The organism is Vibrio sp. R12-SG2-ISO1 (assembly GCF_059834045.1).
Genome location: NZ_JCBDGO010000008.1, coordinates 284,802 through 307,480 on the forward strand (window position 1 = coordinate 284,802; position 22,679 = coordinate 307,480).

Here is a 22,679-nt window from a genome sequence, read left to right on the forward strand (position 1 = left end):
TCCAAATTAACCTTTAATACCGCTACTGGTGACGCCTTCAACAAAGTATTTTTGAGACATGAAGAACACCACGATGGATGGGATGATGGCGATAGAAGCCATTGCTAGAATTTCGTTCCACTTCGCCCCTTCAGTGACGTCAATTGACATCTTCAGAGCCAGTGCAATCGGGTATTTTTCGACACTTGAGACATAAATCAGTGGACCCAAGAAATCGTTAACCGACCACATGAACTGGAACAGCGCTACCGAGATAATCGCAGGACGAATCACCGGTACGACAACATGCCAAAGTACCTGAAGTGAATTACAGCCATCGATCATCGCTGCCTCTTCCATATCGGTTGGTACGCCGCGAAGGAACTGAACCAACATGAAAACGAAGAAGCCTTGCGTTGCAAATGCCAAAGGCAAGTACAGCGGTAAGTAGCTATCGAGCAAACCCATCTCACGGAACATCACGTATTGAGGAATAAGCAGAACCGATTGAGGGAGTAACACGGTCGCAATCAATGTCGCAAACCAGAACTTCTTCCACGGGATGTCAAATCGAGCGAAGCCGTAGGCCACGATGGTCGAAGAGACAACCGTAAAGAATACTTTTGGTAGCACATAGTAGAACGTGTTTAGGATGTAGTGACCGAAGGTAAATTCAGTCCCTGTTTTCCAGCCATTGATAAACCCTTCCAGACTCCATTCAGAGGGGATAAGGCTCATCGACGAGAAAATTTCATGGTTGGGCTTCATGGCTGCCGTGAACATCCACAGCAGTGGGTAGAGCATCAAAAAGCCCACACCAATCAACACAACATAGCGAATAAAGGCATTGATTTTTTCGCGGCGAATCGTACGCGCATTCTCTGCACCATTGTCAACCGCTTGATTTTCAACCGTAATAACTGACATGATTATTTCCCTCCCTTATCGCCAGAGTAGAAGACCCAGTACTTCGATGAACGGAACGTAATGCCCGTAAAGATGGCCACAACAACAAACAATGACCAAGCCAAAGCACTGCCGTAACCCATATCAAAGAACTTGAACGCGGTTTCGTAGATGTAGAGAGAGATCAAGTAAGTGGACTTCATTGGTCCGCCACCGGTAATCACGTACGGAGCGGTAAACTCTTGGAACGCCTGAGTGGTTTGCATAATGAAGTTAAAGAAGATAACCGGCGTGATAAGTGGCACCGTCACTTTCAAGAACATTTGCCATTTGCTCGCACCATCAATCAACGCCGCCTCGTATTGAGACTGAGGCACGTTTTGTAGCGCCGCGAGGAAAATAACCATCGCAGAACCAAACTGCCAAGCACGTAGCAAAGTGATGGAGAAGAGTGCAAATGCCGGTTCACCTAACCAGCTGATAGGCTCCACACCAAAGAAGCCAAGCGCACCATTGAGCACACCGTCGATCGCGAACAACGCGCGCCACAGTACGGCAATAGCGATACTTGAACCTAGAATGGATGGGATGTAGTACGCGGTTCTGAAAAAGCCAATTCCTTTGAGTTTAAAATTCAGGATAAAAGCTATGAACAACGCGAACGCCAGTTTGACTGGGATGGTCAAGAAAACGTACAAGAATGTAACGCTCATTGACTTCCAGAACACATCATCTTCAGTGAGCATGTACCGATAGTTCTCAATCCCGACGAATTCAGGCGAATTCATGAGATCGTAATCGGTGAAGCTCATCAAAAATGATGACACAAATGGAAAGGCGGTAAACACTATCAACCCGATGATATAGGGAGACAGGTACGCCAATCCAAGCTTACGATTTTCATACATTTTCTCGTCCTCTTTAGAGTTATATGCCAGCCGGTTAGACACTTCCCTTAGCAATACGCCTGCTGGCTTCACTATTCATTTAACGCAACTCTGTGAGGGATTTCACGTCGAAAAAATGTAATTGTGATCTTAAATAACATTTTTAATGATATACACACAAAAAATGTGAAACGCAGTTCTATTTTCATTTTTTTAAAACGATCGAACTGTAAATTTTTACAAAAAACGACACCTACCCGCCAACACTACGCATCAGAATAACCATCCTTAGATCAGCTATTCACAGCACCAAAGCAGAGAAGATTCCTAATAAAATAGAAATAACGGATGATTAATCCAAAAAATTCATCAACAATTGATTTGGCAAGGATAAAATTGATTCAAATCAAATAAATAAAATCACACAAGGAAAAGGATGCATCGGGATGGTGAATGATTTTATTTTTAGAGCATCAAAATAAATAACAAAAGCAAAACATCGAATAATTTACAAAATTTAAACGTTATTCCCATTAAAATAAAACATCGTTTCATCGATCACGATTTGAGTATTTTAATGTTCATTTTATTAAGAAAGATCACTACATTAGCCGCCATCAAAACTACAGCTACAAAGGCGTTTCTAGATGAAGAAGATCCTAACCACCGCCATCCTACTTGGCCTAACCGCAACAGCAGTGAATGCAACGACACTGAACCTACGTCATGAGTACATTGCTTCTGAAGGCGATATGGACGCGAGACATCGTGACCGACTCGCCATTTCGCATGGATTCGACAACGGTATTGGCTTGAGCGCAGAAGTAAAATGGGGTTATGGCGATGACAGCTTCGATCTGTCTAAACTGAAAGACGTGGGCCATGAGACCAAAGTCAGCTACAACTACAAAGTCACAGATAGCTTTACTTTACAGCCTGCCTACGCCATTGACGCAAGTTCTTCTGCCGCAACACATAAATTCGATCTACGCGGTACACAAAAGATTACCAGTGATTGGAACGTGGCACTTCGCTACCGTTACGGTTACAAAAATAATGCTGCAAACAGTGAATCGAGCCACTACAACCAGTTGAACCTTACGTCTGGTTATAAGATGGGCGACTTTGGCTTTGGTATCGATATCGAAGGTAAATTCGAACAATCGGACAGCAAAGGCTACAAAGGCGACAACAACTATCTCAACCTAGTTAACTTTACAGGTGAGTACTCAGGCTTTGATCACGGTTGGCGCCCATTTGGTGAGATCGGCATGGTTGCACAAAACACGGATAAAAGTGTTGATGGTAAAGACTCTTACGAGCCTCGTTTCCGTGTAGGTGTGAAATACTCGTTCTAACCGCTCACAAATAAAGCAAACAGTTTTTATAGGGGTTTACAAGCCCAATCAACCCCTATACTATGCGCCCCACACGGAGAGATGGCTGAGTGGTTGAAAGCACCGGTCTTGAAAACCGGCATACGTTAATAGCGTATCTAGGGTTCAAATCCCTATCTCTCCGCCACATTGTAAAAGCCGCTGATTTCATCAGCGGCTTTTTTCATTTTGAGCGGCTCTACTTCACGTTAAGTGAGAAAAGCCGACGAGAATAGGATTTAGGTGCATATCGCCAACTCTCATTAAAGAAATCCCCGCTTTTCTTACACTTTTATTGTGTCTATTCTTTATAGTAACTCGACTCTTCTTATGAGGTAGTGTCGTTACTATGCAACCGTCCGTTAAATTGCAGCCTTTGGTGTATCGCAGTTTCTTTCGTAGCTCCTTAATCCCATTGTTGGTGATTGAGCTTTTGTTGCTGACCCTGTATTTCAGTATTAACGCCTACTTTTCTGAAAAAACCCGTTCGACTCTTATTGAAGAAGTCACCCTTTCGCTCAATGAAATCACCGCCAACGAAGCGCTGCGCGTGAACCTTCAGTTGCAAGCGGTCTCGCGTTCAGCGCAGCTCCTTCAGACCAACCACCAGCAGTTTTTTACTCAAGCGATTTGCACCTTGCCTCATGGTGAGCCTGATTTTGCGGTGCACGCCAACGGCGCGATGTACAAAATCAACGCCGTCGGTGCCAGCCTTTATTATTCTCGAAGCACTCCAATTGGCGAGGTGCAACAACAAAAAGCACGTTGCAGTGAAGCGCTCGACCCACTGTTGATGACCATAGTCGACACCAATCCGGCCATCGTTCAGGCGTACATCAACACCTGGGATGACATGAATCGCCTCTACCCGTTTATGGACGATGCGCCCAGTCAATATGGGCCAGAGATCGACATGGAAGCGTTCAATTTTTACTATGACGCAGACGCCGAGCACAACCCAAGTCGCGGCCCCGTGTGGACAGAGGTCTATTTAGACCCCGCCGGGCAAGGTTGGATGCTGTCGAGTTTAGTGCCCATCTACAACGGCGAGGTGCTGGAAGGGGTCAGCGGTATCGATGTGACGGTCGAGTCTTTTATCGATCATGTGCTGAGTCATGAATACCCTTGGCAGTCCGCCTCTTTTGTGATTGACGAAGCAGGGACCATTCTCGCCATGCAGCCTGAGGCTGAGCGCCTACTTGGTCTTACCGAGCTGAAGCACCACGATTACCAAGCTAGCGTCACCGATACTGTGACCAAGCCCGGCGCCTTTCAGCTCGCCGCTCTCACCACATTGCCCAGCGATATTGCTCGCCTCTCTTCACAGCCTCGTCAAATCGAGTTAGCGGGCCGTGATTACCTCGTTGACACTAACCTCATCGAAGAGACCGGATGGAAAATCATCACCCTTGTCGATATGGCGTCATTTCTCTCTCCCGTCATCAGCTTAACTCGCTTTTCACATCAGTTGGGGTATCTTGCTGTTGCGATTATGGTGTTGTTCTACTTTGCTTTTTTCTTGTATTTACAGTCCAAATCAAAACGCCTCGCCGCAGAAGTTTCTCGCCCGATTGAAGCATTAACTACGGCCACCAGCAAACTGGGCAAACATTGGCAGTTGGGCGATCTGGTGGATACCCACGTGGAGGAGATTCATAGCCTCAATCGCAATTTCCAAAACCTGTTTGATGAGTTGAAATCTCGCACCGCAGAGTTGGTTGAATCCACCATTAATGTCCGCGTGCAGATGCGCGAGAAAGAGTTGCTTGCTCAGCTTGCGCATACCGACACATTAACTGGCATGCCCAATCGACTTAAACTCGATGAAGTGCTTCAGCACCACCACAGCAAAGCCAAAACGGATACCCATACTTACAGCGTCTTGCTCCTCGACATCGACCACTTCAAACGAGTCAATGACACCTATGGCCACCAAACGGGCGACATCGTGCTGACCGAACTGTCTGACTTGCTGACACAAAACGTCCGAGATACCGATATTGTTGGTCGCTGGGGTGGCGAAGAGTTTCTGGTGATATGCAGCGGCGGCGATCCCGCCACACTCTCAGACTTAGCAGAACGACTTCGCGAAGTGGTCGCGACCTTCTCCTTCACCGACATTCCCGCGTTGACCATCAGTATCGGTGTCGCCAGATATCACGATGGCGATGACATCAATACCCTTCTCTCACGCGCTGACCATGCGCTCTATCAAGCCAAAGACCAAGGACGTAACCGCGTCGTACTCGCCTCTGACTGATGGCTTCGCGCCACGATCCCCCTAGAGTCGATAAACAGCGATGAGAATGTGGACTTAATCCACTTGATTGCAAATACGTTATAACATAACATTTGCGACCAATTCTCATTAACCAACTTGGAAAACTCCCATGACACAACCCGTGGTCGTCGCCAACGCTCTGTGCGTCGAGTTCGCACACAACCCGGTTCTCAATGATGTTCACTTTAGCGTCCAGCAAGGGGAAGTCTTTGCTTTGCTCGGTGGCAATGGCGCCGGCAAATCGACAACGCTCAAAACCTTTTTGGGCACCGTGACGCCATCATCAGGCCATGCCGAGGTACTCGGTCTCTCAACCACCACTCATATTGATGAGATTCGTAGTAAAGTCGCTTACTTGCCTGAATCCGTCATGCTGTATGGGCATCTAAGCGGCCTTGAAAACATCGACTACTTTTTGTCTCTCTCGGGCGTTACTCGCTCACGTCCTGAGGTGGAACAAGCTCTTGCGCAAGTGGCACTCCAGCCCAATGCCTGGCATCAACGTCTCTCCAGCTATTCCAAAGGAATGCGACAAAAAACCGCGATCGCCCTCGCGCTGCTGCGTGAAGCGCCCGTGCTGTTTCTTGATGAGCCAACATCAGGCCTAGATCCAAGAGCCATTGACGAGTTCAACCAGTTGATCAGTGCGCTTGCCAAACAAGGCACGACCGTGTTTATGGTCACCCACGATGTCTACGGCGCATGCCAAGTGGCCGACCGAATCGGCCTATTAGACAAAGGACGCATTGTCGGTCTGTTTGAGCGTTCAGAACAAGGCAGCATCGACACCGAACAAGTCCACGCCGCGTTCGCGCAAAGGGGCTAAGCATGAAAACTCTCTCTCTTATTCTGTTCGATGAGTGGCGTTTTTGGCGTCGCAGCAAAGTTGCCGCTACGGTGCTGGTGATCGGCGTATTACTCACTCTGGCATCTGTGGTGGTCAATCATGTTGAGACACAACACGCCGATGCTGAGCGTCGCCAACTTCAGCAGTACTCTGAATCCCAATTTATGGCCCAACCTGACCGTCACCCACATCGAATGGTCCATTACGGTCACTACGTGTTTCGTAATCCCACGCCATTGAGTGCACTGGATCCTGGTGTTGATGCGTATACGGGTCATGCGATTTTTCTTGAGGGCCATCGCCAAAACACCGCGATGTTCGCTGAGCAAAACCAGTCTAGCGGCATGACGCGCTTTAGTTCTCTGTCTCCTGCCTTTTTGGTCCAGGTGCTGTTGCCACTGCTAATTGTTTTGGTCGGTTACAGCTGCGTCACGCGGGAAAAAGAGGCCGGTACCTTGACCGTACTCATCACGCAAGGGGTGAACGCCCGTCAACTGCTGAGTGGTAAGTTCCTGGCATTGGTCTTGGCCGGAGTCGTCATGTTATTACCCTTAATTATTGCGAGCCTGCTCGCCATTGGCGAGGGTGAAAGTGTCTTGACCAGCAGCGCCTTTATCGCCGGTTACCTTGGCTACATCGTCATTTGGAGTGCGCTGGTGCTGTGGGTCTCGAGCGTGAGTCAACGCAGTCACGCCAGCTTCGCCATATTGATTAGCCTATGGGTGGTATTTGCGGTATTGATGCCACGTATTGCCAGTTCAAGTGCCGCCACACTGGCGCCGGCGATGGGCAAATTGGAGACAGATTTTGGCGTGATTGAGGAGCTGCGTCAGCTTGGCGACGGACACAACGCCGCTGACCCGGCCTTTGAAAAACTCAAACGCGATCTCCTTGAGCAATACCAAGTGGATGACATCGCCGAGTTGCCAGTCAACTTTCGCGGCGCCGTCGCCGCGTATTCAGAAGAGAAACTGACTAAGGTGCTCAATCGCTACGCCGAAGACAACATGGACAAAGAGCAAAACCAAGCGAACATTGCGCGCCAATTTGGTTGGTTATCGCCGACGGTCTCCATGGCCAACCTCTCTATGATGCTGGCTGGTACCAACTTGGAAACGCACCATCGCTTTTTACGCCAAGCCGAAGATCTGCGTTTTGAGTTCGTTCAAGCGCTAAATCACGTCCACCTGCACGATCTTGATTACCAAACTGACGTGAATCGCTATAAAGACGACGCGACAGCCAAAGCCGCGCGCGTCAACGCTCACCACTGGCAAGTGCTCTCCTCTTTTACTTTTACGCCACAAGCGCCCAACGCCCGCCTCGCCCAAAGTCTGCGATATGCGTTGCAAATGGGACTTTGGTTACTGATTCTGGCGGGCCTTATCCGTTTCGCGACTAGGAGATTGATGTCATGATGTCTTTAACGGATCTCATCCGTGAAACCCGTTTTCTCGCTAAACAAGGTTACGTTGTCGGCTTTTTGCTGGTTGTGTTTGCCCTGACGAGCTTTGCCATCGTTAGCGGCGTAAATGAAATTCGTGAGCAGCAAGAGACCTTAGTTCGCTTGCAGGCGAAGGATGCCACAGAGCGCGAACACATTCTCGCCGAGCAGCACGACTACGGCAGCGCCGCTTACTACAGCTTCCACCTCACCTACTCTGAGCCTCAGCCGCTTGCCTTTGCAGCCATGGGCCAGCGTGATGTGACGTCTTGGAAGCACCGCATCCGCATGCTAGCGCTCGAAGGGCAGATCTACGAAACCGACGCACAAAACCCGGAACTCTCCTTGGCAGGCTTTTTTGATTTTGCGTTTATCGTCAGCATACTACTGCCTCTGTTTGTGATTCTGTTACTCCATGATTTACGGGCGGGAGAGCGCGAAGCGGGTCGCTACGATCTGCTGTTGGTGAGCGCTAAACGTCAAGGCTCGCTATGGGCTGCGCGTGCGTTGATTCTCTGCACCGGGCTCGCGCTGGCACTGTTGGTCCCCTTTGGTCTTGGTGCATGGACGATGGCAGTGCCCATCACCCAAGTCCTCGCGGTGATGGCCATCGTACTTGTCCACCTCGCGTTTTGGGCATGGTTGACCTTACTCATCGGAAAAACACTCACACAGAAAGGTCAGCGCTCGGCGCGCATTGCCTCAGCTTTACTTGGTATTTGGTTAGCCTCGACGGTGGTGGTGCCCGTGGTCAGTGATAGCGTGATTAACCACACCATCACAGGTCCAAGTGGCGGCGACATCGTACTGCTGCAACGCGAAGAGGTAAACGGTGCGTGGGACAAACCCTTTTCTGATACTTGGGCGTCATTCTTAACTACCCACCCAGAATGGGCGCAAGCAACCGATATGCAATCACTGTTCGAATGGAAATGGTACTACGCGTTTCAGCAAGTGGGCGATCAAAAAGCCGCGCCACTGTCACAAGCGTATCGCCAAACACTACGCGAACGTGATGCCGCCGCTGGCTATGCAGCGTGGCTTTCGCCTTCAACGCTCACCCAACGTTGGATGACATCGCTGGCGAATACCGATGTTAAAGCGAGCATGCGCTACGAGCAACGTGTGCGCGATTTCCACCAATCGCTGAGACACTTCTACTACCCGCTGCTGTTTGGTGACGCGCCATTTAGCCATGATGAACTGGAGTCCATGCCGGTTTTCTCTGACGAGGGCTAAGGCTCGCTCACTCAAGCAATGAGCGAAAAAAAAGGCGCAGAGCAATCACTTGCCTGCGCCTTTTTCATAAATCTGCTCAGTTAAAGCTGGTTAATGTCTTCAAACGATCCTTGAATGTAAGAGCCGAGATGCGTGGCGTAGTGTCCACTTTCAATCAGCGCTAACAACTTGTGTTTAAGCTCCACTGGATAGAGACGTTTCTCTGCCAACTGTTCAATCGGCACCCACTCGACGCTTTGAATAAACTGCTCGTCATTCAGCCCTTTGAGGTTCTCTAAGTTCGGTGTGCCTTGATAATGGGTGATGTGATAAAAGAACTCGGCATGGTAGCGATGATTTTCCGTTTCAAGAAACTCGCGCACGCACACGAGCTCACCCACTTTCACGCTCAGCCCTGTCTCTTCAACGAATTCACGTTCAACACACGCCTTCGTGCTGCGATCAACCGATTCCATGCCGCCACCCGGCGGTATCCAGTACTCACCGGTAAAATCGTTGACTCTGAGCAACAACACGGCGCCTTGATCGACCAGTATGCCCGCGGCACGTATCCTGTGTTCCATGACTAATCCTTGTAAACATCCATTGCAGCTTGAATCAGCTGCATGTGTATCGGCACTAAATCCTCATGACGAGTGCGATAACCACCACCGACGACGCAGGCAATCGGCACACCTCGCCTCGTCGCTACTTCAAACATAGCTCTATCTCGTTGATATATCGCCTGTGTTGAGACATTAAAATACCCCAGTTCATCCTCTTGGTGAATATCCACACCGGCATCATAGAGAATAAAATCAGGCTGATGCAGATTCACAGCCATCTCAACCACGCTAGTAAAGTGACTTAAAAATGTCGCATCGTCTGTGCCCTTTGAAAGCGCCACATCAAGATTAGAATCCGGTTTGCGCGCCGGAAAGTTCTTGTCGCAATGAAACGATAGGGTAATGATCTCCGCCTCATCTCGACACAAGGTCGCCGTGCCATCGCCGTGATGCACATCGCTATCAACAATAAGCACAGTATCCACATGCTCATTGGTCAAGGCTCGTTTGGCCGCGATCACCAAATCGTTGATCAGACAAAACCCACTGCCAAAATCATAGTGCGCGTGATGGTAGCCGCCGCTCAAATGAATCGCCACGCCTCGCTCTAGCGCCGCGTCAACCGTTGCACAGGTACCCCCTGCCGAAGTGAGGGTGCGAGCGATCAGTTGCTCACTCCAAGGAAAGCCAATTCGGCGCATTTTGGCAGCAGGCAGTGCGCCGCGACACAAGAGATCAAGATATTGGTCGCAATGGGTAAGCGCGGCTTCCTCCATCGTGATGGCACTGGGCGTGACCCAATCGATACGGTGTCGCCAAGGCGCTTGCTTGCGTATCGCCTCATACAGATAGCGATATTTGTTGATCGGGTAACGATGCCCGTCAGGCAAGGGTAAATCGGAGTAGATCGGGTGGTATATCAGGGGGATCATGAGGACAACAAACACGTAACCATAACGCCCATGCTAGCAGCTCATGGGCGCAGGGAAAACGACTATCGATAGATGGACTTGGTGGATTGTCGAATCATCAAGTCTATCGGTGGTAAACGAGCCTCATGTCGTTCACCTGACAATAAGTTCAGCATCGAACGCGCAGAGACGGCGCCAATCTCTTCAATCGGCTGACGCAGTGTAGTTAAAGCGGGCGTAAAGTATTGAGAGGTGGGCAAATCATCAAAACCGACGATGGAGACATCCTCTGGCACTCGAAAGCCGTGGTCAGTTAGGGCTTTCATTGCGCCATACGCCGTTTGATCATTAGCGGCAAACAACGCAGAGAAATGCACTTTAGATTCAATCAGTTCGACCGTTTTCTCATACCCTGTTTCAGAGCTGAAATCGCCCTGTTTGATCAATTTTGGATTGGGTTTGATTTGCGCTTCGGTTAACGCTTTCTTGTACCCGGTAAAGCGCGCTCCCGAATCTGGCTGACTGGAGAGCCCTTTAATGTGGGCAATATTCACATGGCCAAGTTGCAACAGGTGCAGCGTTGCAATATATCCGCCCAGTACATTATCTAGATTCAAGGAGCGAACATTCTCCCCTTGAATGTCATAGCCTACCGCGACAACCGGAATGGATTTCGCCGTGGTGAGAATCGACTGCTCACTCAAGTTGCCCGTCACAACGATGATGCCATCGACGTTGCTTTTCATCAGGTACTCAAGCGCATGAATCTCCAGCTTATTTTGCCAATGTCCAGTCGCTAAAACCAAGGAGTAACCTTGCGCCAGCAATACATTCTCCATGTCATTGAGAATACGACTGGTGTAAGGACTGTCTGGATGCTGAATCAGCACACCAATCGTCATCGAGCGACGAGTGGTGCTTTGCTGCATATGAAAATTGGGCTTGTAACCCAACGTGGTGATCGCCTGCTCGATCTTGTGGCTCTTGTCATCAGACACATAGGTGGTGCGGTTTAAAAAACGCGACACCGTACTAGGCGAGACGCCAGCCAACGTCGCGACATCGTACACCGTGGGGGATTTTTTCTTCTTGTTTGTCATAAGGTTGCTCGGCTCATCATGAGTCACTCACCGTTAGTGGCTGAACTATAATGGGACTGAGTCGTGTACTCAATCCCAACGATTGCGGCTTTGTGAGGTTCAGGCAAAACTCAATGGCAACCAGATATGACATCGCTCTGCCTGCGCCCACGTATGCGCGTCCCTCATTATTGGTACAGATAAGCGAAAATCATTCCCGGTCTGAAGTATCGCCCTGCGGTGTACTTTAACCCCGTGCTGAGTAACCACTTATGCAGCTCAGCGTGATCCGGCCAATTATCCTTAGCAGCAAACTCGTCAGACGCGAGAGAGCGAATAAACTCATCGGTATCATCCGTCAGATTTGGATTCACACGCCCATCGCTAAGTAGATGACCTAAGTGTTGCAAATACGATACCCACTGCTGAGCGCGAGTCTTATCGATGTCAAATCGCTGCGCCATCGACTCTGGCGTCACCACGACCGAGCAATTGAAACCCTCCGGTGCGGCGAAAGGAATCTTCGCCATTTTGTACAGCGCCTGATAGACGGTATCCATCAAGGTTTCCGCTTGCGTTTGCTTACCCGCCAAACGCAGCGCGGTGGCAACACTGAATTGAACGCCAATCCAGACATCTTGCGCTTGGAATGCCTCGTGAGGACGCCCGTCCGCTAGGGTCATATTCGCCACCCCCAGCTTAGGACTGTTAGAAACAAAGTTAGTTTGGTAGATAAAATCCAAAGTTCGCTCAGTCCGCTGCGGCGCAAACAAGCGAGGTAGCCCCACCAATTGCAGGTAGCTGTCAGCCAGTAACGCATCACCAAAACTGTTATCTGAATCCTCCACCAGCTCAGCAAACTGAGAGGTAAAGGCGGCGGGTGCGCGGCTCAATAACTGCTGCTTCTTCACTTTACGCTGCGCCCTTTGGCCATCGTCACTCGCCTCGTCGACCTCATCAAGATACGCGTTCAACACCGCGGCATCGCTCACTGCGTCACCACTCACCGCTAACCCCAATCCTTGTAGATCAGCCAAACCTTCTCCTGTCAGATGCTTGGTTTGGACCGGCGTAACGAAAAAGTGGTAATAGCCTTGCTTCTCATCCCATAAGGCACGTTCGAGGGTTGCCAAAGCGCGCTCGCTACGTTCATTGTAACCCTCGCTCAGCGCCATCTCACCAACACATTGAGCTAACTCAGCTGCCGCGCGCAACCCTGCGGCCCATAAGCTACCACAGTAGATAGAGATGCCATGAGACGACAGGTTATCAAACGTATCGTCCGTGCCACGTGTCAAAGGTAGATCCTCACCAGGGCCAATCAGTTGACTGAGGTACTCGATGCTCTCTTTCACCGCCGGCCAGCACTGTTCCACCACCGCCTGATCGCCGGTTTTCTGCCAGTGGCGGTAGATCATCAGGATGTATTTAGGTGCGAGATCCTTCCACTCTTTGACGTTATGCCAACTGTAGGCATCTGGCTGAATATCGTAAGGGCTGCCAAGATCGTGTATCACCGCACCACGCTCGGCACGTGTCCCTTGGTATTTTTCGTCAACCAGCTCAGCGTAAGGTTTGTCTTCATACTCCCAATAGCGACGCAGAGTCGCGTCACTGGCTAAAATCGCCCGCGCAAAATGCTTCATCACCGCCCCATCGAGTTGCGGCAACAAATACAGCAGTGAGAACGAACCGTAAAAATAGACATCCAGTGAGTTAAAGAAGGGATAATCGACACACTCTTTGACCAGCAAGGTATCTTCGACGTCCCACACGGTTGATTCCGCTAAAAACGATAGGCTGTTCATCGCCATCGTCGAGTAACGCAGGGCACTCTCTTGGCCACTAAACTTGGCCACCGCCTGGTCATAAAAGCCTTGTTGCTGGGTGACAATACGCTGCTCTACCTCTGAAAGCTTAGGCAAGGTCTGGGTTAATATCGTTTCAGCGCGTGATGGCTCAGCGAAGTAGCGAGCGTACGCTTTGTGACTTTGCCAACCGTCGAGAAGGATTTTGCTGTGATCCATCACTTGCGCAAAACGCAGCGATTGCGTTTCACCCGGCTCAAGCTTCACCTGAACACAAACTAGAGCACTGAGTGGCTCACGGCCACTGTAGATACCGCGGTCAAAATGATCATTGGTTCGCCCTGTATGCAGTGCACGCCACACTTGTTGCTGCGCCTTGCTGGCGTAAACCTGTGATTTAAGCGACACGGTTATCTTGCCCGCTTGAACTGTGCTCGCTGACGCTTGAACGCCGTAAATCACTTCGCCTTCAATATCACTGGCATACGGTGAGTTGGACGCCAAGCGCACACCACTGAACTGCGTCTCACCTTGATCAAGCACAATCGGTTGATGCAGATGCCCAATAGGGTTTTGCACCAAGTGACAACACGAATCTTGTACGCCATCTCGCGCCTTTTGGTAGGTCGCTCCCATCAAGTTATTCAGCGGCTGGACCACGGTGACCCACTGAGCTTTATTGCTGCGGTTGGTGAGCTGAAATTGGTTCCAGTGCAAAGGTAGACTGCAAAGTTCTGGGGCATCTTTGACCACAGGAGAGACCACTTGGCGAGTTAACTCAATATCACCGAGTCCATGATAGTCATACTCCGCCAACGGATACAGCGCCCGATAATGCACTCGACTGGCCTCAACAGAGGGCACCACTGCGCCGCGTTGCGGTGTCAATGACCACGCGTGGGTCGACCCATTGACTAACAGACCATTAAAAAAGTCGATCGCGACCAGTAGCTGAGTCTCAACGCTTGTCTCGTCAGCCTGAATTGCCTGATGCGTCGCGGCGCTAAATTCAATATTCCAGCGTAGGAAGTGCTCTTTGTTGATCAAGTAGAACTGACCAGACAAAATAGTTTCCCTAATTAACGACAATAGCTCATCTTTATTTTTACATTGTGATGCCTCACGTAAAAATATCGCCGGATAGTAACTTAAATACAGTTTCGCTTCAGAAAAATCCGATATATCCAGATTCTCAACGTGATGTTCATCCATCACAGAAATATAGAAATCGTTGAAGTAGATATCATCCTCTTGGCAATCAATAAATATACCAGGAATGAAACTAAAATTCGGCGTTTTACCTTGCGGCGTTAGGGTGAACGTGTTGCCAATACCACCCACTGCCATACCTGTATTCTCAGGAGTGGTTGAGATAGGCGTATACCAAGGCTGGATAAATTCAACGGCGTTGCCTTTACTGCACAGAACATCCGATGTACCAAAATATGAAGTGTATGGAATTTTATTTATCATAATGTGAAAACCAACATTGAATATTTATATTCATCAATTAATATCATCTTCAAAGGAGATATTAATATGTTTAAAATCGTTAAAGGGAAATTTGGAGATTTTCACTCCACAACACTCTTAAATTCAAAACTCGGCATCTGCGTCGAAATTATTCAAGACTTTGGTGCCATTATTAACCAATATCGGGTCAATCATAGTCCTTTCTCATTTATTGTTGGCTACCAAGACAGTCAAAATGTGATTCAATCTCACCCTTTTTTCTCTCGTAGTGCCAAACTGTTTCCCTTCCCTAACCGCCTAAAAAACGGTCAATATCACTACCAAGGGCATGACTACAGATTAGCGGCGAACTTTCCTTGGTCTGAACATGCCGTACATGGCCTACTTTACAATCAACCGTTTCAAGTCGTTGAGACCGATGCACAAGAGCACTTCGCCACGGCGCGCTTTCGCTATGAGACCGACCATCTTGCCGACGGCTTTCCTTTCGCTTTCCGGCTCGACGTCAGCTATCACATTGATGATAATGGCCGCCTTCGCTGTTATACCGAGATCACCAATACCGGCGAATCCCCTTTCCCTTATGGCGATGCTTGGCATCCTTATTTTTCGCTCGGTGATTCGCTGGCGCAGTGCCAACTGAGCCTAAGCCCTCATCAAGAGGTCGTGCACCGCGATGATTTACCCACCGGCGAATACACGAGTAACACCGCCCTCAGTAGCCCAACGACGCTCGCCGATGTCACACTCAATCATTGCTATCGATTTCATCACAGCAGTGATCAATCGCTCACCCTAACCCGAGCGGATCAACAAGCCCGTCTCGACTACCAGCAAGGGGCAAATTACCCTTTTATTCAGCTCTACACGCCAGCGTCGGAGCCGAGTATTGCAATTGAACCTATGTCATGCCCTGCTGATGCGTTTAACAATCACATGGGTTTATTGGAACTTAATCCCGAGCAAACCGCGCAGTTTGAGTGGCAGTGCCACGCACACTATCAGCCACGGCGCTGATGCACCATCGTCGGGGAGGCGAGCCTCCCCGAGCATTGGTTAGCCTAGCGTCACCTCAATGCGGTGGTCACCCGCCGCCAATACGGGCACTTTATTGCCCTCGACACGTTCACCGTTAACACGTAACTCAGCCACCCCCTTACTCACCCGGTTAGGGTTATCGACATGGATGTGGTACGTGGCGCCGCGAAATTGTCGAGTCACACGAAATTCTGGCCACGCTTTGGGAATGCAGGGGTCGATGATCAATCCATCGATGTCCGGTCTTACGCCCAAAATCCACTGTGTGCCCGCGACGTAAGTCCAAGACGAGGTGCCCGATAGCCAAGCATTGCGTCCCAATCCAAACTGCGGATGCTCATCACCCAGAATGTTTTGTGGGTAACAGTATGGCTCCGATTCGAATGTCTCAATCACATCATTTTTCGAGGCAGGATTGATTTGACGATAGTACTGATACGCACGATCACCATTGCCCATCTTCGCCTCAGCAATCATCACCCAAGGGTTGGCGTGCAGGAAGATGCCGCCATTTTCTTTCGCCCCAGGTGGATACGTCGAGACGCCACCTAAGTTAGGATCAAAGCCGTTATAGCCTGGTGTTGACAGCTTAATCCCATTAGCGGTATTGAGTTTCGAGTAGACAGAATTCAGCGCCGTGGTGGCACGCTCGCCATCAGCAAACCCGGAAATCACTGGCCAGCTTTGACCATTAGTGTAGATTTGCCCTTGCGCGTTGATGTGTGAGCCAATTGGCTGACCTTGCTCATCAAAATAACGGATAAACCATTCGCCATCCCATCCACATTCGTTGACGGTGGATTTCATCTGCTCGTACTGCGCTTGGTATTGCTGCGCACGTTGCTCGTCACCCCGTAAGCGACACAAATCAAGCATATCCAACAGCGCTCTACCGTACATGTTGGCGACCATCATCGACTCGGCGCCAGTGGGTAAGTTAACCGTGTCATTCCAATCTGCAAAACCCAGTAGCGGCAAACCGTGTTGACCGGTATTGCTGCGCGTGAACTCTATCGCTCGGCATAAATGCTCCCACACTGAGGCAGATTCAAGCGGCTGACCCTGTTTATCTTTTTGATAAAACGGGATCGATTTGTCGAGAAACGCACCGTTGCCTGTTTCTTTGACGTATTGGGTGACCGCATAGATGATCCACAAGTGATCATCGCCATAGTAATCCGGTCGGTCTTCTTCTTCTCGCGAGTCACCGGCATTGGCTTCCATCGTAGAGGGGAAGAACTGGTGCATCGCGGAGCCATCTTGGTTTTGGACCGATAAAAGACGCTCAATAAACTCACGCGCCTCTTCCGGCATATGGGTAATCACGCCCAAGGTATCTTGTGATGAGTCTCGAAAACCAATACCACGCGCACCGTAGCCAAGCTGATACAGAGACAAGTAACGTGACCAGTTCTTAGTAGTATGACACTGACGCGGGTTGTGGATGTTCAGCATCGAGTTCATCGCCGGATCGGGCGTTTCTACCTGTACGGTCGCCAGGTAAGCTTGCCAATGATCGGCTAGCTCAGCAAAGGCTTTGTCCACTTGGGCGTGATCGCGGTATTTCTCCAGCATGGGCGCGGCCTCAGCCAAACTCGACATTTGCGTCAGTTGCACGACTGTGCGCTCACTCGCTTGAGGCTCAATCCAACCCAAACGCAAATTGAGCGCGCCGATGTTGTCGCCACGTAAACACTCGCTGTTGCCAAGTTCGTCTGCAAACAGCTTTTCTGGCGCAGCCCAACTGCCATAACCGTGATTTCCGAGAAACACTTGGCGGTCGCCATCGAATGAGGTCGCCACTCGGTCGGCGGTCATCAAGTTGACGGCATAATCGCGCTTCATAAAGGCGTATTGCTCTAAGACGGTATGACCGCTCGCCTGTTGATGCGCGTTGAGCGTCATCGTTTGCGGCACCCAGTCCGCGTTGACGAGCTGCTTAAGGGCATCAAAATGGGTAAATTCGAACACTGGCACAACGTCTACGTGCAAAGCCTCGTCACTGATGTTGGTGATTCGGATGTCTTCGAGCAAGACGGGGGCATCTTTAGGTACAAAGAAGGTCGCCTCACAGCGCACCCCATACCCTTCGGCGATGATGGTGGTGTATGACAGCCCGGTATGGTTCTCAAACTTATCGAGAGGTTTAAGCGTCGGCGTATAGAAGGGTGAAAACGCCTGAACGTCGCCTTGGCGGTTTTTCACCTTTAGGTATAAGGTCGACCCTTTAAACTCTGAGTTAGGCAATTGAGCGATGTATTTGGTGATGCGGTTGAGGGCTGGGTCACCTTTACACAATACCACGCCGCCATTGCTGTCGACCAAGCCGCCAAACTCGAGTGTGCCCACGTAGTTACACCACTTGATTGGCGTACATGGTGTGGTGGCGACGTATTCTTTGTTGTTATCGTCAAAATATCCGAAATTCATGTCACTATCCCTGGCTCCCCCAACCAGAGGGAGCAAATCATTAAATCGTGTAATAAAGCGAATTAGGTTTGCCGAGAGTGGCAGCCTTAACTCGCGAGCGAGTTTTCGCTCAGCGCGTCAAACAGATGAATCGCGTCGAGATCGAGGTATAAAGTCAAATCCTTCACATCCACTTCTGCCGCTTGGGTTTCAACCATCAACGGCTGACCACTGACCTCGGTTTTCAGCAAAATGCTGGCGCCGAGCAGCTCTTTGTCTTTGATAGTGACGGGAATCGGCAGCACGCGGTCATGGTCCACTTGCTCAGCACGCAAATGAATGTCGGTTGGGCGCACACCAAAGTGCAGTGCGAGGTTTTTCGACGCGTGCGCTTTGAAACGCTCTGGCAACGGAATCTCGACGTCGCCTAGGGCAACAAAGAACGCCCCTTGCTTTTCAATCAACTTCGCATCCAACATGTTCATCGACGGGTTACCGATGAACTGCGCAACAAATTTGTTGGCAGGGCGTTTAAAGACTTCGGTTGGCGTACCGACCTGCGCCACATAGCCATCTTTAAGAATGACGATGCGATCGGCGAGCGTCATCGCCTCAATCTGATCGTGGGTCACGTAAATCGTGGTGGTTTTCAGTTCACGATGCAGTTGCTTGATTTCTTCACGCATCACACCGCGAAGCTTCGCATCAAGGTTCGATAACGGTTCATCAAACAAGAACACCTTAGGTGTACGAACCATAGCGCGCCCCATGGCCACACGCTGGCGCTGCCCGCCCGATAACTCTTTCGGTTTACGATCAAGCAAGGGCTCGAGCTCAAGCATTTTGGCCGCTTTGCGCACTTCAACGTCGATGTCTGGCTTTTTCATACCCTTCAGTTTGAGAGCAAACGCGATGTTCTCGTACACCGTCATGTGCGGGTAGAGCGCGTAACTTTGAAACACCATCGCCAAATCACGATCTTTGGCGTCGATTTTGTTCATCAGCTTATCGCCGACAAAAATATCGCCAGACGAGATGCTCTCCAACCCCGCGAGCATGCGCAGCGTGGTCGATTTACCGCAGCCAGAAGGGCCAAGGAACACCACAAACTCACCGTCATTGACGGTAAAATCGAAGTGCTTTACGACGTCCACATCACCAAACGATTTTTTAATGTTACGAAATTCTACTTTAGCCATTAGTTGTTCTCCTCAGCGCGCTCTAGCAACATATTGCGATAGGCAATGGCGCTCTGTTTCAAAGTTCTTTGTTGAGTTTGGTAATCGACATGGACGATGCCGAAACGTTGGTGGTAGCCAAATGACCATTCGAAGTTATCCATCAGGCTCCACGCAAAATAACCATCGACGCGAACCCCCGCTTTGATAGCGTTGTCGACCGCTTCTAAATGCGATTGGAAGTAGGCCACACGTTGCGTGTCGTCAACGCGGCCGGCGCAGACTTCATCATCACCGGCAGCGCCGTTTTCTGTGATATAGACAGGCGGTAGATTGGCGTAGCGCTCTTTAAAGCGCACCAAGAGATCCGTCAGACCCTGCGGATAAATTTCCCAGCCAATGTGGGTGTACTCCGACTCTTGCGGTTTGATGGTCTCAATTTCACCTTGCTCGTTGTAACGGGCAACGCTGCGGCTGTAGTAGTTCAAGCCAACGTAGTCCACCGGCGCTGAAATCACTGCCAAATCACCATCGAGGATCATCGGCATATTGGCGGCGTGTTTTTCCATTACCACCGCTGGGTACTCCCCTTTGAGTACCGGATCCATGAACCAGTGATAACTCTCCGCTTCACAGTAATCTGCCGCGCCTTGGTCTTCTGGCGTTAGTGGGTAAGACGGCGTCGCGTTAAATACAATGCCATGCAAAGAGTCCGGTGCATTGGCGCGCAGGATTGGCATCGCTAAGCCGTGGCCAAGCATCAAGTGATGAGACGCTAAAAAGCCCTCTTTGTCCCCTTCGATACCCGGTGCATGAATGCCCCAGCGGTAGCCAAGAAAAGCGGCAACAAACGGTTCGTTAAGGGTGGTGTAAACATCAATTTTGTTGCCAAAATACTCGCTGACAACTTGGGCATACTCAGCAAACTTGTAAGCGGTTTCACGATTTAACCAGCCGCCCTTGTCTTCAAGGTATTGAGGCAGATCCCAATGATAGAGCGTGACATAGACCTTTAAACCACGAGCATGACACTCATCGATGATCTGCTCGTAGAACGCCAATCCTTGCTCATTGACTACGCCGTCTTGTGGCAAAATGCGCGGCCACGCCATGGATAAGCGGTAAGCATCCACACCGAGACTTTGAATCATCTCGATGTCTTGTTTCCATAAATGGTAGTGATCGCAGGCTACAGCGCCGGTGTCACCATTGTCGACTTTACCTGGCACGGCGCAAAAGGTATCCCAAATAGAGGGCGTACGACCGCCTTCATGGATGCCACCTTCGATTTGGTAAGACGAGGTCGCCACACCAAAGACAAATTCCTTACTGCGTAATTTTGAGTCACTTGGAAGTTGATATTTATTCATTTTCTTACCTTATCTAACCTTTTACTGCACCCGACGTTAAGCCGCTGATCATCTGTTTTGACGCGAAGAGATACGTCACCACCAAAGGCAAAATGGAAATGGTGGTCCCCAGCATCACCGCGCCCCATGGCGTATTAGGAATCCCTTGCACACTGCGCAGGGCTTGAGTAATCACGTAGTTTTCTGGCGTCGTCAGTACAACTAACGGCTGCATGAACATATTCCAGAAGAAGACGAACTGAACGATAGCCAATGTTGCCAACGCTGGTTTCATCAATGGCAAAACCACGCTCCAGTAAGTTCTAAACTCCCCCGCTCCATCCAGTTTAGCCGCTTCAAGCAACTCTTTCGGGATCGAGGCCACAACGTGCTGACGCATCAAGAAAATACCAAACGGCGTCGTAGTAAACGGCAGCCAAACCGCCATGTGGTTATCAAGCAAGCCAAGGAACTTGACGATCATAAAGTAGGGAATCAAGCTCAGTACGGGCGGGATCATCATGGATCCAACCAACATGCCAAACAGGATATTTTTGCCGCGGAACTTGAACACGGCGAAGGCATAGCCCCCCATGCTACAAAACAGTAGCGAAATCGTGGTGCCTAGGAAGGCGACATAAATCGAGTTAAACATCGCTTGCCAAAAAGGCATGATCTCTTGCAGTTTGGCGTAGTTGATCGCCAAGCTGTCACCAATGGCAAAGCTGATACCCGAACCAAAGATTTCGGTGCGGTCGCGTGTGGATAACAGCGCCGACCAAACAAACGGAAACACCGTCACAATCGCAGAGACAATCAGAATGATGCCCAATACGACCATCAGCACCTTAGTGAAAATTTCAATCGCTCGGTCGCTGGGCTTGATGGCTGCCCAAATCGACACTGGCGAAGTCGCAGAGTGAGTCGTCATGGTTATTGCTCCCCTAAGCCTTTTTTACCGAAGAAGAAGAATTGAATCGTGGTACACGCAGCGATCAAGGCAAACAGCAACCAAGAAATCGCCGAAGCGGTGCCCATCTCTAGCCATTCCCAACCCACTTTGTAGAGGTACATGGAGATGGTGAGGCCCGATTGACCCGTACCGCCAGTACCACGTGTCAGAACGAACGGTTCTTCAAACAGCTGCAGGTTACCGATGATGGTCATGGTGACCGCGAAGAAGACAAACGGACGAATCATAGGCAGTGAGATGTTCCAAAAACGGCGCAGTGCGTTGGCGCCATCCATACGGGCAGCTTCTAGGATGTCTTTGGGTATGGTCATCAAGCCTGTGGTGTAGAGCACGATGTTGAAACCGGTGTATTTCCAAAACACCATGATGGCAATCGATGGTTTCACCATAGTCGCGTCATCTAACCAACGAATCGGCTGGTACTCATTGACCCAACTGAACGCCCAGCCAAACAGAGAACTGTCAGCCAACGCCATCAAGGTTTGGTTGATGATGCCGGAGTTTGGCGAGTACATGTTGAAGAAGATCAGCGATGCCGCAACGGTAGAGGTAATAAACGGCAGAAAATACGCTGACGTTAACCAATGACGAAGACGGTCACCCATTGACACCAAAATGTACGCCACAGGAATGGCGACAAGGTGCTGAGCCACACCGGATGTGATGGCTAACCACAACGTATTTTTCAATGAGCGCCAAAGCCACGGGTCGGTCAATGCGATGTAGTAGTTCTCATACCCCACATATTGCATCGCGCCGAGTCCTTCGACTGGGTTCCACTCATGGAACGAGAGATAAACAGAAAAAAGTAACGGGAAAATCCCAAATACAGAAAAAATAATCAAAAACGGCAATAGGAATCCGTACGGTGTAAGCGCTTTCAAATTTAGGCGAGAAAAAAGACTCTGACCGGTTGAAGTTTCCATGGCGCTGCTCGCTGCTTGATTCATAGTAACG

The 22,679-nt window shown here is 49.9% G+C and carries 17 protein-coding genes and 1 tRNA gene; 7 read left to right on the top strand and 11 right to left on the bottom strand.

From position 1 onward, the window contains the following. Positions 1-6: 6 nt before the first annotated feature. Both AC6R10_RS06705 and AC6R10_RS06710 read right to left on the bottom strand, forming a co-directional pair. Positions 7-906: a carbohydrate ABC transporter permease gene (locus AC6R10_RS06705; RefSeq protein WP_334552655.1), complete on the bottom strand. Its 900-nt coding sequence runs from the start codon at positions 904-906 to the stop codon at positions 7-9. A gap of 2 nt (positions 907-908) precedes the next feature. After that, on the bottom strand, positions 909-1,793 hold the full coding sequence (locus tag AC6R10_RS06710) for a carbohydrate ABC transporter permease (protein ID WP_334552657.1): 885 nt from the start codon (positions 1,791-1,793) through the stop codon (positions 909-911). Between the two features lie 626 nt (positions 1,794-2,419). Here AC6R10_RS06710 and AC6R10_RS06715 point away from each other — a divergent pair. From AC6R10_RS06715 to AC6R10_RS06740, 6 genes are all read left to right on the top strand, one after another. Beyond that, the gene (locus AC6R10_RS06715) at positions 2,420-3,130 is read left to right on the top strand and encodes an oligogalacturonate-specific porin KdgM family protein (protein WP_500671830.1); all 711 of its coding nucleotides are present in this window, start codon (positions 2,420-2,422) and stop codon (positions 3,128-3,130) included. A gap of 75 nt (positions 3,131-3,205) precedes the next feature. Beyond that, positions 3,206-3,296, top strand: a tRNA-Ser gene (locus AC6R10_RS06720). Between the two features lie 201 nt (positions 3,297-3,497). Further along, the gene (locus tag AC6R10_RS06725) at positions 3,498-5,408 is read left to right on the top strand and encodes a diguanylate cyclase (protein WP_500671831.1); all 1,911 of its coding nucleotides are present in this window, start codon (positions 3,498-3,500) and stop codon (positions 5,406-5,408) included. A gap of 130 nt (positions 5,409-5,538) precedes the next feature. Continuing rightward, positions 5,539-6,255, top strand: coding sequence for an ABC transporter ATP-binding protein (locus tag AC6R10_RS06730; RefSeq protein WP_334552662.1), 717 nt, complete (start codon positions 5,539-5,541; stop codon positions 6,253-6,255). A gap of 2 nt (positions 6,256-6,257) precedes the next feature. Next, the gene (locus AC6R10_RS06735; RefSeq protein WP_500671832.1) at positions 6,258-7,694 is read left to right on the top strand and encodes an ABC transporter permease; all 1,437 of its coding nucleotides are present in this window, start codon (positions 6,258-6,260) and stop codon (positions 7,692-7,694) included. Further along, on the top strand, positions 7,691-8,959 hold the full coding sequence (locus AC6R10_RS06740) for a DUF3526 domain-containing protein (protein ID WP_500671833.1): 1,269 nt from the start codon (positions 7,691-7,693) through the stop codon (positions 8,957-8,959). Before AC6R10_RS06735 ends, AC6R10_RS06740 begins: the two co-directional genes overlap by 4 nt. An 80-nt stretch (positions 8,960-9,039) precedes the next feature. Here the strand turns inward: AC6R10_RS06740 and AC6R10_RS06745 are convergent, their stop codons facing one another. The 4 genes from AC6R10_RS06745 to AC6R10_RS06760 form a co-directional block, all read right to left on the bottom strand. Next, the gene (locus tag AC6R10_RS06745; RefSeq protein WP_500632253.1) at positions 9,040-9,522 is read right to left on the bottom strand and encodes an NUDIX domain-containing protein; all 483 of its coding nucleotides are present in this window, start codon (positions 9,520-9,522) and stop codon (positions 9,040-9,042) included. Positions 9,523-9,524: 2 nt separating this feature from the next. Further along, positions 9,525-10,436 (bottom strand): histone deacetylase family protein, encoded by a 912-nt coding sequence (locus AC6R10_RS06750; protein WP_500671834.1) that lies wholly within the window; start codon positions 10,434-10,436, stop codon positions 9,525-9,527. A 62-nt stretch (positions 10,437-10,498) separates the two neighbouring features. Next, on the bottom strand, positions 10,499-11,515 hold the full coding sequence (locus AC6R10_RS06755) for a LacI family DNA-binding transcriptional regulator (RefSeq protein ID WP_500626040.1): 1,017 nt from the start codon (positions 11,513-11,515) through the stop codon (positions 10,499-10,501). A gap of 167 nt (positions 11,516-11,682) precedes the next feature. Then, a complete protein-coding gene (locus tag AC6R10_RS06760; protein WP_500671835.1) occupies positions 11,683-14,775 on the bottom strand; it encodes a GH116 family glycosyl hydrolase in 3,093 nt (1,030 codons plus the stop codon). Positions 14,776-14,841: 66 nt separating this feature from the next. Here AC6R10_RS06760 and AC6R10_RS06765 point away from each other — a divergent pair, with 66 nt between their 5' ends. Next, entirely contained in the window at positions 14,842-15,792 is a 951-nt protein-coding gene (locus AC6R10_RS06765; RefSeq protein WP_500671836.1) for an aldose 1-epimerase, read from the top strand. A 39-nt stretch (positions 15,793-15,831) separates the two neighbouring features. Here AC6R10_RS06765 and AC6R10_RS06770 read toward each other — a convergent pair whose 3' ends face one another. The 5 genes from AC6R10_RS06770 to AC6R10_RS06790 all read right to left on the bottom strand — a co-directional run bounded on the left by AC6R10_RS06770 (position 15,832) and on the right by AC6R10_RS06790 (position 22,648). After that, complete coding sequence (locus AC6R10_RS06770) at positions 15,832-18,243, bottom strand: glycoside hydrolase family 94 protein (RefSeq protein ID WP_500671837.1); 2,412 nt, start codon at positions 18,241-18,243, stop codon at positions 15,832-15,834. Positions 18,244-18,329: 86 nt separating this feature from the next. Continuing rightward, on the bottom strand, positions 18,330-19,421 hold the full coding sequence (locus AC6R10_RS06775; protein ID WP_487903504.1) for an ABC transporter ATP-binding protein: 1,092 nt from the start codon (positions 19,419-19,421) through the stop codon (positions 18,330-18,332). Next, positions 19,421-20,770: a GH1 family beta-glucosidase gene (locus tag AC6R10_RS06780; protein WP_500671838.1), complete on the bottom strand. Its 1,350-nt coding sequence runs from the start codon at positions 20,768-20,770 to the stop codon at positions 19,421-19,423. The genes AC6R10_RS06775 and AC6R10_RS06780 overlap by 1 nt, the downstream gene beginning before the upstream one ends. Before the next feature lie 13 nt (positions 20,771-20,783). After that, positions 20,784-21,680: a carbohydrate ABC transporter permease gene (locus tag AC6R10_RS06785; protein ID WP_334552683.1), complete on the bottom strand. Its 897-nt coding sequence runs from the start codon at positions 21,678-21,680 to the stop codon at positions 20,784-20,786. 2 nt (positions 21,681-21,682) lie between these two features. Continuing rightward, positions 21,683-22,648, bottom strand: a complete 966-nt coding sequence (locus tag AC6R10_RS06790) for a carbohydrate ABC transporter permease (protein WP_420378211.1) — start codon at positions 22,646-22,648, stop codon at positions 21,683-21,685. Positions 22,649-22,679: the final 31 nt, after the last annotated feature.